This window comes from Bacillus alveayuensis (assembly GCA_030812955.1).
Lineage (GTDB): Bacteria > Bacillota > Bacilli > Bacillales > Aeribacillaceae > Bacillus_CB > Bacillus_CB alveayuensis.
Genome location: JAUSTR010000001.1, coordinates 380,336 through 397,256, shown reverse-complemented (window position 1 = coordinate 397,256; position 16,921 = coordinate 380,336). Strand labels below are relative to the sequence as shown.

The following is a 16,921-nucleotide window of genomic DNA, read 5'->3' as shown; positions in this document are numbered from 1 at the left end:
GACTATGTCGATGAGCTCGTTTTTTAGCCTTTATTGCTTCATAAGATCTTCTTCTTATACAAATTGAAAGGGATCGGTTGAAAGCTCGGAAGGGAAAATAGAAATGTTGATCCCATTTTCTTCACAAAGCTCTTTCATTTTTTTCGCCAGGCCTTCCTTCATGACTTTCTCAACATGATGGCCTGGATCCACAATATTTAAACCTAGCATCATCGCATCATGAGCAACGTGATAATAAATATCTCCCGTTACGTAAACATCTGCCCCTCTCATCTTCGCTTCGTGAATATATTTATTTCCATCTCCACCTAACACAGCCACTTTTTTTACACGATCAGAAAGATTTCCGACAACGCGGACGCGATCGACCTCTAATGAGTTTTTCACATGTTCAGCAAAATCCTTTAATGACATCTCAAAAGGAAGCTCTCCTATTCTTCCTAATCCTAATCTTTTCCCCTCATTTTCAAGCGGGTAAATATCATATGCAACTTCTTCATATGGATGTGCCTTCATCATCGCATTAATCACTTTTCTTTGTATGGAAGAAGGGAAAATCGTTTCAACACGCACTTCCTCTACTTCTTCGAGCTTCCCTTTTTCACCGATAAAAGGGTTCGTTCCTGCGAGTGGTAAGAAGGTTCCTTGCCCTTTAACATTAAAGGTGCAATGACTGTAATTACCTATAAACCCAGCTCCTGCTCTTCCTAATGCTTCGCGTACTTGTTCGGCATAATCTTCCGGAATAAAAACAACTAATTTTTTTAATTTTTCTGTATAGGTTGGAACAAGAACGTCCGTATGATTTAATTGCAGCTTTGCAGCTAATAGATCATTGACACCACCAATTGCGACATCTAAATTTGTATGTGCTGCATATACTGATATATCATGCTTTAAGCATTTTTCAACAATGCGTCCTGAAGGCTGATCGGTTAGAACACTTTTTAACGGCCGAAAAATGGGAGGATGATGTGCGATTATTAAATCAACTTCTTTCGCAATTGCTTCATCTACTACTTCTTCTAAAACATCAAGGGCGATCATTACCTTTTTTACTGGCTTATTTAACGTACCGATTTGAAGTCCTATTTTATCCCCTTCAACAGCATATTTCTTCGGCGAAAACTGTTCAAAAAGCTGAATGACATAATTTCCATTCACTTCATTTCCCATTTATTTCATAACCTCCCTAATACATGAAATCATATGATGAATTTCTGATTTTTTCTTTATTAACACATCTGTTTCCTTTGCTTCGTTAAGCTGTTTTAATACTTGTTCCCAATGGTAGAGCTCATGCTCCCATTTTTTCAAAAAGGTTTCATTTCGTTCCTTTATTAAAAATGGACCCATTAAAAACGCAGATTCCAAGCTAACTCCCTTATATGAACGAGAAGGTACTCCTTTTTCTGCTACTAACACCTCGTATATGTGGCAATCTTCTTCCAGTATCTTTTCATCAATAAGCTCCCAGCCGTTTTCATATAACCATTTCCTAATTTCAATAGCGTAAATATTAGGCTGCAAAATGAGCCTCTCAACTTTTGAAAGCTTTTCCTTTCCTTCTTCTAAAATTTTTTTTATTAATGTACCGCCCATTCCTGCAATCGTGATGCAAGTAGCTTCATTCTTTTTTAAAACAGATAGGCCATCTCCTTTGCGAACGGAAATTTTGGACAACAGCCCTAATCGTGCCACTTGATTGAATGCTGCTTGATAAGGTCCATCATTTATTTCTCCAGCGATGGCTTTCTTAGCCAAATAATTGAGGATCGCGTAACAAGGCAAATAAGCATGATCTGAACCAATATCCGCTAAAACGGAATGAGGGGGAATATAATTTGCCACCGTTAAAAGCCTATTTGATAGTTGAATATCTTTCATTCTTTTCACCTAACTCTGTTATGATCTGGCATGCATCGTTTCGTTACCATTTTATAAAATCTGAAGCAATAAAAAAAGTCCCCCATATTGGAAGACTTTTCATCTGTTCACTATAAATCGTAGCGTTTTCAATTATTTAATTTCAGATACCCATTGTGCCATCTCATCGATTTTCTCTTCAGGTACTAAACCAGGAGGCATTGAGCCACGACCATTCTTTAACACTTCTTTAATATCATCTGCTGAAAGACGATCCCCTACGCCAGTAAGAGCTGGTCCTACTCCCCCTTCAAAGTTTTGACCGTGGCAGCTGACACAGCTTTGTTGGTAAATTTCTTCAGGCTTTGCATCAGCAACATTTTCCGTTGTTTTTCCTTCTCCATTTTCCCCTTCTGCCATTTCCTTAGCATTATCTAATCCAATGAAGGAGAATGCAAACATAAGTCCGATTCCGAATACCATAATCAAGACGAAAGGTATAAGTGGATTGCGATTCATCGTGTACCCTCCCTTATGTATAGACTCATAAGTTAGATAAATAAAAACTTAAACAACCTCTATTTTACTTTAATTTTACAAGAAGTAAAAGTATTTATGTAAAGGAAATATGGAAGTTCACTTTTTTGACAAATTTTTTTCATATAAATTGCCTATATACGTTTCAACGTTTAATTGCCATTCAGTCAAGTGATCCTCCATCGATCCATTTTATATCTCATATTTGACTTTGTATCCGCTTTCAATTATAGTATAAAGTGAATATAGATGTCATAATATTAAAAATTTTTATCTATATTTTCATATATCTTTAAAAGAACAATTTGCAAAAAGAAAGAAGATTCAGTAAAATAATGTATAAATAGTATTTGTCGAAAAATATGTAGTCGTTCGTTTCTAACTTATACTTAACGAACTTTTCGACTTGTTTAAAAATGATAATGGGTCGTTTCATGTCTTACATCACAAGATATACATAATTTTGTTATTTTTTGTTTTGGTTATGGGGAAACAGCAAAAAAAGACAGACGGTTTGTCTGTCCAGTCAAAAATTTATTCGAGAAAGTCTTTTAAACGTTTGCTGCGGCTTGGATGACGCAATTTACGAAGAGCTTTTGCCTCAATTTGGCGAATACGTTCACGTGTTACACCAAATACTTTTCCTACCTCTTCTAACGTACGAGTTCTACCATCATCTAGCCCAAATCGTAAGCGAAGAACGTTTTCTTCACGATCTGTCAATGTATCAAGAACATCTTCAAGCTGTTCTTTTAAAAGCTCATAAGCAGCGTGTTCCGATGGTGATGTAGCTTCTTGGTCTTCAATAAAATCACCTAAATGAGAATCATCTTCTTCACCAATCGGAGTTTCGAGTGAAACCGGTTCTTGGGCAATTTTTAAGATCTCTCTTACTTTGTCAGGAGTTAAATCCATATCTTCAGCAATTTCTTCTGGTGTCGGTTCACGACCTAAATCTTGTAATAATTGTCGTTGAACGCGAATTAATTTATTAATGGTTTCAACCATATGAACCGGAATTCGGATCGTTCTCGCTTGATCAGCGATAGCGCGAGTAATTGCTTGCCGAATCCACCAAGTCGCATACGTACTGAATTTGTAACCTTTTCGGTAGTCAAATTTTTCTACGGCTTTCATGAGACCCATATTGCCTTCTTGAATTAAGTCTAAGAATAACATTCCTCGACCTACATAACGTTTCGCAATACTTACAACAAGTCGAAGGTTTGCTTCTGCTAATCGCCGTTTCGCTTCCTCATCTCCTTGTTCAATACGTTTTGCAAGTTCAATTTCTTCATCAGCTGATAATAAGTCAACACGACCAATTTCTTTTAAGTACATTCTGACTGGATCATTAATTTTAACACCTGGAGGAACACTTAAATCATTTAAATCAAATTCTTCCTCCCCTTCTTTTTCTAAGTCTTGGAGATTCGGGTCATTGTCGCCGCTTTCTCCAATTAATTCAATTCCTTGGTCCGATAAATATTCATAATACTCATCCATTTGGTCTGAATCAAGATCGAAGTTTGACATACGTTCAGCGATTTCTTCGTATGTTAGAACTCCGCGTTTTTTACCCAACTCCACAAGCTGATCTTTTACTTGATCGAGCAAAGAATCTGCATGGGTTTGTTTTTCAGCCATTGGATCCCCTCCTTCCAAACTATTACAAACATCAGATCTATTTTAAAACGATTTAACGTTTTTTCAATTGAATTAGCTCCATGGCAATTTGTGCTGCTTTTATATAATCCTTCTGTCTTTCAGCTTCTTTTTTTTCAGCCTCCTTCTCTTTTAAGATAGACATCTCTCTCTGTTTCAACACATGAGTGATGTAATCCTTTATTTCCTTGTCATTTGTTTCTGTATTTATGTTCATCATGGCAATGTCAGAAACGACACGAGACAACGTTTCATGAGGAAGCTTACTTAAAAAGTGGCTAATATTTGGATCATGCCCTTCTTCATAATAGGCATATAAATATGTGACAATGGCACGATGCTCTTCGATGTTAAACTCTACACCAATTTCACGTAAAACTCGTTCCGCCACTTCTTTATTTCGGAGCATATGAGCAATTAACATGCGTTCAGCATTATGAAATGCTGGTAATAGCGGTCGAGTTTGCGGAACTTGATAAAAAATGGCTGCTTGTTTGTTTCGGTCACGATCTCGTTTCTTTGCAGCGAGCCGCTCTTTCAGCTGGGATTTTAAAGTATCTTTTGATAAGGAGAACTCTTCCGCAAGCTGTTTTAAGTATAGCTCTTGCTCTATTTCATTTGAAATCATACTTAGTTCGTCAATTATTTCTTCTATATACTTTAACCGATCTGCCTCATCTTGAAGTTTTTTTCCTTTCCGGTAATACTGCATTTTAAATGCCATTAACGTAACACTTGCCCCTACTACATCTTGTCTAAATTTTTCCTCACCAAATTGTTTAATGTAGTCATCAGGGTCATAACCTTCAGGCACCATGGCAACCTTTACTTTACATCCAGCATGGCTCAATAACTTTGAAGCGCGAAAGGTAGCCTCAACACCAGCAGAATCCGAGTCATAACAAATGATCACAGTCTCTGCATGACGACTTAACAACTTCGCATGCTCTTCTGTAAGCGATGTCCCCATTGTTGCAACAGAATGAAGAATACCCGCTTTAACGGCAGAAATAACATCAGCAAAACCTTCAAATAAAACAACCTCTTGTTTTTTCCGAATATGTAGCCTTGCTTGATGGAAGTTATACAATATTTTCCTTTTGTTAAAAATTTTCGTTTCAGGGCTATTTAAATATTTCGGTTGATCACCATTATTCATGACCCTTCCCGAGAAAGCAATGACTTTTCCATTATGGTCTTTAATTGGAAATATAATTCTGTCTCGAAACCGATCAAAATACGATCCGTCTTCTTTTTGAATCATCAATCCGGCTTTTTCTAAAAACTCTAGTGAAAAGCCTTTTTTCATTAAAAACCTTGTCATAAATTCTTTCTGATTGAGCGCATAGCCTATTTCAAATGTTTTAATGATTTCTTCTGAAAATCCCCTTGTCAATAAGTAATTTAAAGCATTCTGCCCCTCTTTTGTATTTAGCAGCAAATGATGGTAAAATTTATTTGCAAGCTCATATACTTGAATCATTCGTTCCGCTTCATTGCTTGTCTTTCTCGGAAAGTCTTGAGCTTGTTGAAGCTCATCTGGTAGTGAAATATCTGCCTTTTCAGCCAAATTTGTCACAGCTTCTAAGAAGGTATATCCTTCTATTTGCATCAAAAAGGAAATAACATTCCCGCCAGTTCCACAGCCAAAGCAATGAAAAATTTGCTTTTCGGGCGAAACAGAAAATGAAGGGGTGTTTTCACCGTGGAACGGACAAAGACCAAAATAGTTACGTCCTTGCTTTCTTAGTTGAACGTATTCACCAATGACATCAACTATGTCTACCGACTTTTGAATTTCTTCGATCAATTCATCGGGAATTCGTTTTCCCATGCAAAACACTCCGTAAAAACATATTCGAGATTCTTTTTTATTCTCCTTCAAGATTCGACAATATTTTTTCTAAATTTTTGATATAATGATGGCAGTTAACATTTTACATATTTTAGATCATGACCACATATTTGGCAACACATTGCGACACATGGCATAAGCATCGACAAAACTTTTCGTTATATTTCACTAATTCTCCATCACTTCAAAAATTCCTGCAATATTTTTAAAGAAAAAGGGGAATTTGTGCTTATTCATGACAGTTGATGTCGAATATATTTGGATCAGGGCTCTTGACAACTTACAATAAATAGTTTATTCGCATTTTTTTAAGTCTAAACCTAAAATCGTATATTTTTATCACAATTTTTTATTATAATACATTCCTCTTTAATCTTCCATTATTATTTATTTAAAATATGGCTGTTTTCGTAAACTTTGTTGCTTTTCGACTGGCTTTAGCGTGACATAGCAAGCGTATCGCTTTCCTGCAGTCGAAAAGCTATTGTATAGTAAAGCAACAATCTTTTAGAAAAGGCCAAAAATATTAAATCGTTATTGAACGACAAACATATTAACATTTGTGGTTTAGTGCAGCTGCAAACAAAAACCTACTTGTTTCCACATCAACATATTGGAAAAAAGCAGGTTTCCTTGGCTAACTATTTCATTTAGCTGTTCATAATCGTTTGAATAATGTTAGCCGTTTCCTCTACAGCTTTATTTGAAACATCAATCACTTGACAACCAATTTTTTCTACTACCTTTTCAAAAAAGGCCAATTCTTCTTTAATTCGATTAATATTCGCATAGACAGCTTGATCATTTAAACCTAACGATTTCAAACGCTCACGTCTAATAAAGTTTAGTTTTTCTGGACTTATTTTAAGACCAATACATTTTTGTGAAGGAACTTTAAAAAGCTCTTCTGGCGGGTCAACTTCAGGAACGATTGGAACATTAGCAACCTTAAATCGCTTTAGAGCCAAATATTGTGAAAGAGGTGTTTTAGATGTTCTAGAAACACCTATAAGTACGATATCTGCTTTCATAATTCCGCGTGGATCTCGGCCATCATCATACTTTACGGCAAATTCAATCGCTTCTACTTTTTTAAAATAATCATCATCGAGCTTTCGTACACGGCCAGGTTCATATTTTGCCTTCATACCATAAGAACTTTCCATTTTATCTATTAATGGCCCGATGATATCATGATAGACAACTCCTTCTTTTGTCGCCTCTGCAATTAAATAATTTCTCAGTTCAGGTACAACTAGTGTAAAGCAAATTATCGCTTGATCCAATTTAGCTAATGAAATGACTTCCTTAATCGTTTCTTTATCTTCTACATACGGAATGTGTTTGACAATGGTGTCGTGTGTTGACCCATTAAATTGACTGATTGCTGCTTTTACGACTAAATCTGCTGTCTCTCCTACAGAGTCAGACACGACATATATGATCCGATTACTCATTCCATTCCCCCATTTCTAATTAGATAATCTCATTATCCACAAGTCCAACTAAAATTTTCGTCATGTTCGTTTTGGTAATTCTCCCAACTACTTCAAAGCCTTCATCTGTTTCTTTAATCACCGGGATCGCATCAATTTGTTTTTCGATGAGCGTTTTCGCCACATCGATAATGAGATCATCTCTCCTGCAAACCGTTATATTCGGCATTCTCGTCATGATAATATGAACTGGAATGGATGTTAGATCTTGTTTACCGATGCTTGCCCGCAACAAATCTTTTCTTGATAATATACCAACTAATAATGATTTGTCATCGACGACAATCAAAGTTCCAACATCTTCCAAAAACATCGTGCATATTGCATCATAGACTGATACATTTTCATTCACAACAACTGGTATGGATTGAAAATCTTTAACTTTAAGCTTTTTTAATTTATCTGATAATAATTGCGTACCTGATTTTCCTGTATAAAAGTAACCTACCCGTGGTCGTGCTTCTAAGTATCCAGCCATTGTTAAGATCGCTAAATCTGGACGAAGTGTTGCTCTTGTTAAATTGAGCTTATCCGCTATATGCTCGCCTGTTATCGGTCCGTTCTCTTTCACGATTTGTAAAATCTGTTCTTGCCGTTTATTCAGTTCTATTGTCCTCACCACCTTCAAGCAAAAGCCTATAATAAAAAAAGGAAATTTTAACCTTCAGAAATGACGTAAAGGGAAATGATTAGGTTATACTATATAGAAATATTATATACTATTTATGGATGATAAAAAATAAGGAAGACGATTATCCACAGGATAATCGTCTTAACCTTTATATGTTATTTTACGACAATGGTATTCATATTTGCAAAGGATGTGATGATATGAGCTAAATGAACCATTTGGGCAAGCCGGTTTTCTTGAACATCTTGATCCTCGGTCATCACCATAATATGATCAAAGTATTTACTAATGGTCTCTTTTAATGCTTTGAACTGTGCAAATATTTCCTTGAAGTCTCCTACTTTAGATAATGTGCTATATTGTTGCTGCAATTGAAGATATGCTTTATATAAAGCATGTTCTTCTTCTTTTTCAAATAAATTAGGATGAATTTCTCGATATTCTCCTTTTTTAGAAATATTGATCACACGTGATAAAGCTTCGACTACTTCTTTAAAATCTTGTGAATGGACCTCATTCGCTAACTCCCTTGCTCGTTCAAAATATGAATTAATTTCATGATACGTAGACTGTAATACAGCGTCAATAATGTCGTAGCGGATTCCTTCTTCTTGTAATACATGTTTAACACGCATTTGCAAAAACGACAGCAGCTCTGATTGTAAAGACTCATCATCTTTAATAGGATATTGTTCGATTGCCATTGAAAAAAGTTCATGTAATGGGATGCGCCATTTCTTATCTTTTAGGATTTGCACAATCCCACTAGCCTGTCTCCGTAATGCGTATGGATCTTGTGACCCTGAAGGAATTTTCCCAATCGAGAAAAATCCAACAATCGTATCTAATTTATCTGCAATCCCTACAATAGCTCCAATTGTCGATTTAGGCGTATCGTCGGAAGCAAGGCGAGGCATATAATGCTCATTGATAGCCGTAGCTACTTCTTCTTTTTCCCCTTTTAGCCGTGCGTATTTTTCACCCATTATTCCTTGCAACTCAGGAAATTCATAAACCATCTGTGTAACTAAGTCGAATTTACAAATAGATGCGGCTCTTTCTACATTTTCCATATCATGTTCTGGTATTGGAAGCCTATTGGCCAATTGCTTGGAAAGTTTTACGATTCGCCGCACTTTTTCGCCAACTGTTCCTAATTCCTCATGGAAGACAATTTTCTCTAATTTTTCCTGAGCTTTTTCGATTGTTAATTTTTGATCTTCTCGATAGAAGAAATTTGCATCAGCTAATCGCGCACGCAATACTTTTTCGTTTCCTCGCGCTACATTTTCTAAGTAATGGCGATCTCCATTTCGAACAGTGATAAAATATGGCAGCAACTTGCCTGACTGATCTTTTACCGGAAAGTAACGCTGATGTTCACGCATCGTTGTAATCAACACTTCTTCCGGAAGATTTAAATACTCGTTTTCAAATGAACCGTAAAGGGCTGTAGGATATTCTACTAGGTTTGTGACTTCCTCTAACAGGTCCTCATCAATCGGAATCACCCAGTTCTTTTCTTTTTCAATAGCTTTTATTTGATCCCGAATGACTTGCTTTCTTTTATCAGCATTTGCTATACAAAAATTCTCTAATAAGGCTTCTTCATATTCAGAAGGATCCGCTAGTTCAACTTTTTGTCCAATAAAACGATGTCCATATGTAATATTTCCAGTTTGGACATCCGTTATGGAAAATGGAATCACGTCATTGCCAAAAAGAACTGTTAACCATTGTATTGGTCTTACATAACGAAGATCATAGCTTCCCCAGCGCATATTTTTTGGGAATGTTAAACTTTCAATGATCTCTTTTAAACCTACTAGCAATTCTTTCGTTTCTTTTCCTTTCATAAACTTTTGCACGAAGGCATATTCTGTCCCATTCACTTCTTTAAAATAAATATCCTCAACAGATGCACCTTGGCCACGTGAAAAACCAATTGCTGCTTTTGTCCAATTTCCTTCATGATCAAGAGCAATCTTTTTGGCAGGACCTTTTGCCTCTTCTTGAATATCCTTCTGCTTTTCGGCAACATTTGTAAGCAAAACAGATAAGCGCCTTGGGGTTGAAAATTGTTTCATTTCACTGTAGGAAATATTTTGTTCACACATCCAATTTTCGACCTTCTCTGCGAGTTGGTTAATCGCATCAGAGACAAATCTTGCAGGCATCTCTTCAAGACCTATTTCAATTAATAAATCACGTTTACTCATCACGGTTCGCCTCCTTTTCTTTTAACATCGGAAAACCTAATTTTTCTCGTTCTTCATAGTAAGTTTTCGCTACTTTTCTAGCTAATTGACGAACTCTTGCAATATAACCGGTTCGCTCTGTTACAGATATGGCTCCTTTAGCATCCAATTGATTAAACGTATGAGAACATTTTAAAACATAGTCATAAGCTGGATGTACAAGACCTTCATCCATTTGACGATGTGCTTCCTTTTCGTAAATATTAAATAAATTTAAAAGCATTTCCGTATCTGATGTTTCAAATGTATATTTAGAATGTTCATATTCAGGCATTAAGAAAATATCACGAACTGTAAAACCATCTGTCCATTCTAAGTCAAAAACATTTTCTTTATCCTGAATGTAAGAGGCTAAACGTTCAATACCGTATGTGATTTCTACAGATACGGGTTTACATTCCAAACCACCAACTTGCTGGAAATACGTAAACTGTGTTATTTCCATCCCATCTAACCATACTTCCCAGCCTAGACCAGCTGCTCCTAGTGTAGGGGCTTCCCAGTTGTCCTCAACAAAGCGAATATCATGTTTTAATGGATCAATACCTAATGCTTTGAGAGAATCTAAGTAAATTTCTTGAATATTATGTGGTGATGGCTTCATGATCACCTGAAATTGATGGTGTTGATATAAACGGTTTGGGTTCTCACCATAGCGACCATCAACTGGTCTTCTTGACGGCTCAACATAGGCTACATTCCATGGTTCTGGACCAATACTGCGCAAAAACGTATAAGGGCTCATTGTTCCCGCCCCTTTTTCAACATCATATGCCTGCATTAAAATACAGCCATAATCAGCCCAATGCTTTTGCAAGGTTAAAATCATTTCTTGAATATTCATCATATTAGCACCTCCAATAAATCTTTAAAAATCATTGAGAAAATAAAAAGCATCAAAAAAACTCTCATCTCTATGCAAGTTTTATGCATAGGGACGAGAGTTAACCCGCGGTTCCACCCTATTTGCTGAAATCCATCAGCCACTTTTCCAACGCATTGCTCCAGAACGCCCTTCCTTACGATCCATACCTTAGCTTCCACCATCCTAAGGTCGCTTTTTATGGAAAACGTAAGTACTCCTTTCCTTCAACGCAATCACTATGCAATTATAAAAATCGTAATGAAAAATGATCATATTGTCAATATTATCATTTACAACTTATTACGCAAATTGTCAAGCTGTTTTAAAAACCTTTTTGACTTTAATGAAAGTCCCGAGTATTCTTGATAATATTCATCAATGACCCATCTTAATTCTTTTTTTGTTTCATCCTTCACTGAAACTTGACCAAGACGTGACAGATCTAAATAATAAAATACTCTCAACAGTTTAACAACTGTAGATGAAATCATTAAACGATATGGGTCATGTTCAAAACATCGATGACAAATAAAACCATTTTCCTTTAATGAAAAATGAAAGGTTCCTTCTTTCTGTGAACAAATGACACATTTATTTAATTCTGGATATAGTCCAAAAACATTTAACATTTTCATCTCATAAATATTGATTAAAATATCTGGATCGAGCCCTTCCATTAAAAAGTGTAGCGTTTGATAATAAAGTTCAAATAAAAAAGGATTTGGTTTTTCATTTTCGGTCCCTTTATCTAACAGTTCTGTTAAATATGAAGCGTAAGCTGTAAGAAAAATATCCTCACGAATTGCACGCATAGATTGAATTGTTTCCCCTTGTTGAAGGCTGCCTAATCCAGATGATTTTTGAAACAAAAAGGTTCCATAAGTAAAAAGTTGGGTAACAGCTGCGAGGCGACTATTCGGTTTGTTCGCACCTCTTGCCATTACTCCAACTTTTCCTTTTTCACGCGTATATATTGTCACAACTTTATTCGTTTCTCCGTAATTAGTTGTTCGAATCACAATTCCTTCACATTTATGCAGCAACCATGTTCACCATCCAACTGGATATAGCTTTAGGAAACAGGAAAATCAAGTTCAGTTAACTCTTCTTTTTCTGTTTCAGCTCCGTTTGTCAATTCCTTTTCAATTTCCTTAAAAAGAAGATACGTATCAATATTACCAGTTTTTGTGAATAATCTCCAGGTGAAATCTAACATAGTAACCCCACCTTCCCTCATTAGGAGTAGTAGCGATATTCAACTCATTTTTTATGTTGACCACTATTTTCCGAATTCATGAGACACAAATTTTTCTAATCAAAAGGCAAAAGGCTTAATATTCATCTTCTTTAAAGCCAAAATCGCGAAGCTGCGTTAAACGGTTACGCCAATCTTTTTGTACTTTTACCCATAACTCCAAAAACACTTTAGAACCTAACAAGTTTTCAATATCTACTCTTGCCCGTTGCCCAATTTCCTTTAACATTCCCCCTTGCTTACCTATGATAATCCCTTTTTGTGAATCACGCTCAACAATAATAGTGGCAGCTACATAAACAGCTTGATTATTTTCTCTTTTTTCAATGGCATCGACTACTACCGCAACAGAATGTGGGACTTCTTCTCTCGTTAAATGCAGTACTTTTTCACGTATTAATTCAGAGATAATAAAACGCTCCGGATGATCAGTCACTTGATCGCTTGGATAATATTGTGGGCCTTCTGGTAAATACGTTTCGATTTGCTTTAAAAGGGTATCAATATTGTTCCCCTGTAATGCGGAAATTGGAACTATTTCTTGGAAATCAAATTTATCCTTATACTGATCAATAATTGGCAATAATTCATCAGGATGCACTTGATCGATTTTATTAATAACTAGAAAAACCGGGGTATTGGTTTCTTTTAATCTTTCGATAATATATTCTTCACCCCGTCCGAGCCCTTCCATCGCATTGACCATAAATAAAATCAAGTCAACTTCTTTTAATGTGTTTTGGGTAATTTTCATCATAAAGTCGCCTAGTTTATGCTTTGGCTTATGAATTCCAGGTGTATCGATAAAAATAATTTGCGATTGATTGGTCGTATATACTCCTTGAATTTTGTTTCGTGTCGTTTGTGGCTTGTCGCTCATAATCGCGATCTTTTGTCCAATTACACGGTTGATGAAGGTTGATTTTCCAACATTTGGTCGACCAATAATAGATACAAATCCTGATTTAAATGAATTATTCATTTAAATCCTCCGGTGAAAAGGCTCCAGGAAGCAATTCTTCGACCGTTAATTCCTGTATATCGCCTTTTAAGTTAGATAAAATGACCTTCATGTCTATTGGACATAGTTCAGCAATGACTTGGCGACAAGCACCACAGGGCGGGACAGGCCTGTTTGTATCTGCCACAACTGCAAGGGCTTTAAACTCTTGATCTCCTTCAGAAATCGCTTTAAATAATGCCGTTCTTTCGGCACAATTGCACATTGAGTAAGCTGCATTTTCAATGTTACAACCTTTATAAATTTTTCCATCTACTGTTTCAATGGCCGCCCCTACTTTAAATTTTGAATACGGAGCATAAGCCATTTCTCTTGCTACTTTTGCTTCTTCTAGTAGTTGTTGAGTATTCATTCCATTTCTTCCTTTCATGTTGAACTAGCAGCTTATAAATATATTTTACCGCATATCCACAATATTTTCCATGTGTAATTTTTAGAAAATTCTCACTATTGATGAATGGTTAATTTAGGAATAAAGATGAGTATTCCAATTATAACAGAAATGATCACATAAACCAAAACCGCTCCTGCCCCTACATCTTTTGCCGTTTTCGCAAGGGGATGATATTTTTTCTGCATAACTAAATCAACGACACATTCAATCGCTGTATTGATTAATTCTAATGCCAATATACCCCCAATCAATAAAAAAAGAATGATCCATTCAAGCAAACTAATGCGAAAATAAATACCGGCTATGATCACAAGAACAGATGCAAGAAGATGTATTCGAAAATTCCTCTCACTTTTTACAGTTGAGATGATTCCTTGCCAAGCAAATACGAAGCTATGAAAAAACCTTTTGCCATTTGATTTAAATGGATCGATGCAGGCCATAATTCTCCAAAATTTCCTTTTGTCTTGCAAACATGATTTTTTCTTCTTCTTCTGTCATGTGATCATATCCTAATAAATGAAGAAAACCATGTATCGTTAAAAAGCCGATTTCACGAATAAACGAGTGTCCGTATTCTTCCGCTTGCTCCTTGGCCTTTTCCACGGAAATAATAATATCTCCTAGCGCCTTCGGCAAATCAGCCCCAATAACTTTTACTTCCCCTTCTCCCATTTCCTCCAAAGCAAAGGAAATAACATCTGTCGGCTGGTCTTTCCCACGATATTCACGGTTTATTTTTTGAATTTCTTCATTTGTCACAAAAGTAACAGACAGTTCAGCTCCGTCTTCCACCTTTTCTTCTTCTGCTGCAAAATGTAATAATTTTTCAACCATTTGCAACTGTTCTTTAGACAACGTATTCGTTTCATCTACTAAATCAATCATTAATCTCATGCTTGTTTCACCTTCTTATCTGCAAGTTCAGGATACTCAATTCGTGAGTGGAAAATTCCTTTTAATGTTTCACATAAAGACTTTGCCACGATATCAAGTTCTTTAAATGTAATATTGCATTCATCAAACTGTCCATCTTGAATCCGATCTTTAATAATAGCTTTCACAAGCTTTTCGATTTTATCAGGTGTTGGATTTTTTAGGGATCGTACCGCAGCTTCTACACTATCGGCAATGGAGATCACGGCAATTTCTTTTGTTTGTGGCTTTGGTCCCGGATAGCGAAACTCTTCTTCTAATATTTCATGATGACTGTTTTCTTTAGCTTTATGATAAAAGTATTTCAATAATGAAGTACCATGATGCTGCTCGGCGATATCAATAAATTCTTTAGGCATTTTATGCTTCCTTAACATTTCCGCCCCTTCTGTTGTATGGGCAATAATAATATTTTTACTAAGCTGGGCTGACAATTTATCATGCGGGTTTTCCATATTCATTTGATTTTCGATGAAATAGTGAGGTCGTTTCGTTTTACCGATATCATGATAATAACTGCCGACCCTAGCTAGCAACCCATTTGCCCCTATCGCTTCACAAGCAGACTCTGCTAAATTCGCAACCATGACACTATGATGATAAGTGCCTGGGGCTTCCGTCAAAATTTTACGTAACAGCGGATGGTTTGGGTTAGATAATTCTATTAATTTCATCGTCGATAAAATACCAAATCCTGATTCAAAAAACGGCAGAAACCCAATGGCTAACACAGATGAAACAACACCAGAAACAGCAGCCATAACAAAGTATGAGCCTATTTCAAGATTAGACGTGCTGCCATTTTGAATTAATGTAACGGATGTTACGACAAAAACATTGACTAAAGAAACAAAAAGACCAGCCTGTAAGATTTTGGCACGAACATTATGTTCTCCTAAAAACAAAATGGCTGCCAAACATCCGAATAAATAATAAAGACCAACAATAAAATTAAATGTACTCGTTACATCTTCATTAAAAATTAAACTTCCACATATCGCAAAGATTAAGCTCGTTACGAACGCTAATCGAGGATTAATCAGCAGTTTAATTAACATAACACCCATTGAAACTGGGACGATAAAACCAATATGGGAATAATCCATTTCTTGAAACAAACTGATGATTTTCATCATCGCAAGTGTAATACTAAAAATAATCGTGTATAGTAATAAAGATTGATGTTTACTAATGTAAAATTTTTTTTCCTTTTCCACATAATAAATAAGTAAAGAAATCATGAGTAAAATCAGCAAGGAAAGTCCAATAAAAGGCTGAAACGTATATTTATTGTCCAATAATCCAAGCAATTCAAGCTTTCGGTAGACTTCCCTGTCAATTAATTGTCCTTCTTCAACGATAATTTGTCCTTGTTTAATTTGGACTTCCTGAACTTCTTCACGGGCTTGTTGTCTTTTTGCTTCAGTTGCTTGTACATCAAATGTGTAATTCGGAATAATCGCCATTTCACCAATTTTAGCAGCTGCTTGAACGAGTTCATTTGATAAATTGACATATTGCAGTTCATTTTTCACACTAGCTCTAGCTTCTGCTACTTGCTCCACCTTAATCGGCTTGCTCATAATGTTATGAACGGCCGTAACAACAGAATCTCTTGCTAAATTTAATTCCGATTCATTCGCTTTTAGTAAAATAGTAAAAACATCCGTTGGAATTTTTTCATAAACGGCAGAAGTTAACGTTTCTTGTAGCTTTTTCTGTATATCATCAGACACTACATGTTCATTTTCTCCATTTTGTTCTGCAAGCTTTGAAACTTCGATGATCGAATCAAAAATAGATTTAACCATTGTGACACTATTCTCTACATATCCTTGATTTAATACGTATTGGTCTTCAACATTTGCCGCTGCTTCTTCTTGCTTTTTCTTTGTCATTTCTTCATCAACGACGGTTGTTGGTGCATAAATGGTTTGCTCAGATATGCTAAAAAGCTTTGCATCGAATGTATCCGGTTTTACATTGCTAAAAAGAACAACAAATAAAATTATCGCTAAGACGATATAATGAATAAAATGAAGGGACTGAATCGATTTAGATAAATGATTTTCCTTTCGTTTTTTTAGTTTCTTTTTAACGATCCTTCTCATTTTTGATAACCTCCCCATCACCTGTTTTCAT

At 35.8% G+C, this 16,921-nt stretch carries 16 protein-coding genes and 1 other annotated feature; all 16 genes read right to left on the bottom strand.

The genetic code is table 11. The features are described from left to right. Positions 1 to 54: 54 nt before the first annotated feature. On the bottom strand, positions 55 to 1,176 hold the full coding sequence (locus tag J2S06_RS01940) for a Nif3-like dinuclear metal center hexameric protein (RefSeq protein ID WP_044895841.1): 1,122 nt from the start codon (positions 1,174 to 1,176) through the stop codon (positions 55 to 57). Then, positions 1,177 to 1,887, bottom strand: coding sequence for a tRNA (adenine(22)-N(1))-methyltransferase (locus J2S06_RS01935; protein ID WP_419151118.1), 711 nt, complete (start codon positions 1,885 to 1,887; stop codon positions 1,177 to 1,179). It abuts the gene before it with no gap. Between the two features lie 132 nt (positions 1,888 to 2,019). Beyond that, positions 2,020 to 2,385 carry a cytochrome c550 gene (cccA, locus tag J2S06_RS01930; RefSeq protein WP_419151117.1) on the bottom strand — a complete coding sequence of 122 codons (366 nt, stop codon included), beginning with the start codon at positions 2,383 to 2,385 and terminating at the stop codon, positions 2,020 to 2,022. 552 nt (positions 2,386 to 2,937) lie between these two features. Continuing rightward, on the bottom strand, positions 2,938 to 4,050 hold the full coding sequence (gene rpoD / locus J2S06_RS01925; RefSeq protein WP_044895838.1) for an RNA polymerase sigma factor RpoD: 1,113 nt from the start codon (positions 4,048 to 4,050) through the stop codon (positions 2,938 to 2,940). Between the two features lie 52 nt (positions 4,051 to 4,102). Next, a complete protein-coding gene (gene dnaG / locus J2S06_RS01920) occupies positions 4,103 to 5,902 on the bottom strand; it encodes a DNA primase (RefSeq protein ID WP_044895837.1) in 1,800 nt (599 codons plus the stop codon). 671 nt (positions 5,903 to 6,573) lie between these two features. Continuing rightward, a complete protein-coding gene (locus tag J2S06_RS01915; protein WP_419151116.1) occupies positions 6,574 to 7,380 on the bottom strand; it encodes a pyruvate, water dikinase regulatory protein in 807 nt (268 codons plus the stop codon). A gap of 19 nt (positions 7,381 to 7,399) precedes the next feature. Next, a complete protein-coding gene (locus tag J2S06_RS01910; RefSeq protein WP_044895865.1) occupies positions 7,400 to 8,038 on the bottom strand; it encodes a helix-turn-helix transcriptional regulator in 639 nt (212 codons plus the stop codon). Between the two features lie 167 nt (positions 8,039 to 8,205). After that, the gene (gene glyS / locus J2S06_RS01905) at positions 8,206 to 10,269 is read right to left on the bottom strand and encodes a glycine--tRNA ligase subunit beta (RefSeq protein WP_419151115.1); all 2,064 of its coding nucleotides are present in this window, start codon (positions 10,267 to 10,269) and stop codon (positions 8,206 to 8,208) included. Further along, entirely contained in the window at positions 10,262 to 11,152 is an 891-nt protein-coding gene (glyQ, locus tag J2S06_RS01900) for a glycine--tRNA ligase subunit alpha (RefSeq protein WP_419151443.1), read from the bottom strand. The genes glyS and glyQ overlap by 8 nt, the downstream gene beginning before the upstream one ends. An 86-nt stretch (positions 11,153 to 11,238) precedes the next feature. After that, positions 11,239 to 11,410: a binding site (T-box leader), on the bottom strand. Between the two features lie 53 nt (positions 11,411 to 11,463). Further along, positions 11,464 to 12,216 (bottom strand): DNA repair protein RecO, encoded by a 753-nt coding sequence (gene recO, locus J2S06_RS01895; RefSeq protein WP_419151114.1) that lies wholly within the window; start codon positions 12,214 to 12,216, stop codon positions 11,464 to 11,466. Positions 12,217 to 12,245: 29 nt separating this feature from the next. Next, a complete protein-coding gene (locus J2S06_RS01890) occupies positions 12,246 to 12,389 on the bottom strand; it encodes a YqzL family protein (protein ID WP_083979373.1) in 144 nt (47 codons plus the stop codon). Between the two features lie 115 nt (positions 12,390 to 12,504). Further along, on the bottom strand, positions 12,505 to 13,410 hold the full coding sequence (gene era, locus J2S06_RS01885; RefSeq protein ID WP_044895832.1) for a GTPase Era: 906 nt from the start codon (positions 13,408 to 13,410) through the stop codon (positions 12,505 to 12,507). Continuing rightward, the gene (locus J2S06_RS01880) at positions 13,403 to 13,801 is read right to left on the bottom strand and encodes a cytidine deaminase (RefSeq protein ID WP_419151113.1); all 399 of its coding nucleotides are present in this window, start codon (positions 13,799 to 13,801) and stop codon (positions 13,403 to 13,405) included. The genes era and J2S06_RS01880 overlap by 8 nt, the downstream gene beginning before the upstream one ends. A gap of 95 nt (positions 13,802 to 13,896) precedes the next feature. Then, a complete protein-coding gene (locus J2S06_RS01875; protein WP_419151112.1) occupies positions 13,897 to 14,286 on the bottom strand; it encodes a diacylglycerol kinase family protein in 390 nt (129 codons plus the stop codon). Then, positions 14,264 to 14,740 (bottom strand): rRNA maturation RNase YbeY, encoded by a 477-nt coding sequence (gene ybeY, locus J2S06_RS01870; protein WP_044895829.1) that lies wholly within the window; start codon positions 14,738 to 14,740, stop codon positions 14,264 to 14,266. Before ybeY ends, J2S06_RS01875 begins: the two co-directional genes overlap by 23 nt. Further along, positions 14,737 to 16,890 carry an HD family phosphohydrolase gene (locus J2S06_RS01865; RefSeq protein WP_419151111.1) on the bottom strand — a complete coding sequence of 718 codons (2,154 nt, stop codon included), beginning with the start codon at positions 16,888 to 16,890 and terminating at the stop codon, positions 14,737 to 14,739. The genes ybeY and J2S06_RS01865 overlap by 4 nt, the downstream gene beginning before the upstream one ends. Between the last annotated feature and the right edge of the window lie 31 nt (positions 16,891 to 16,921).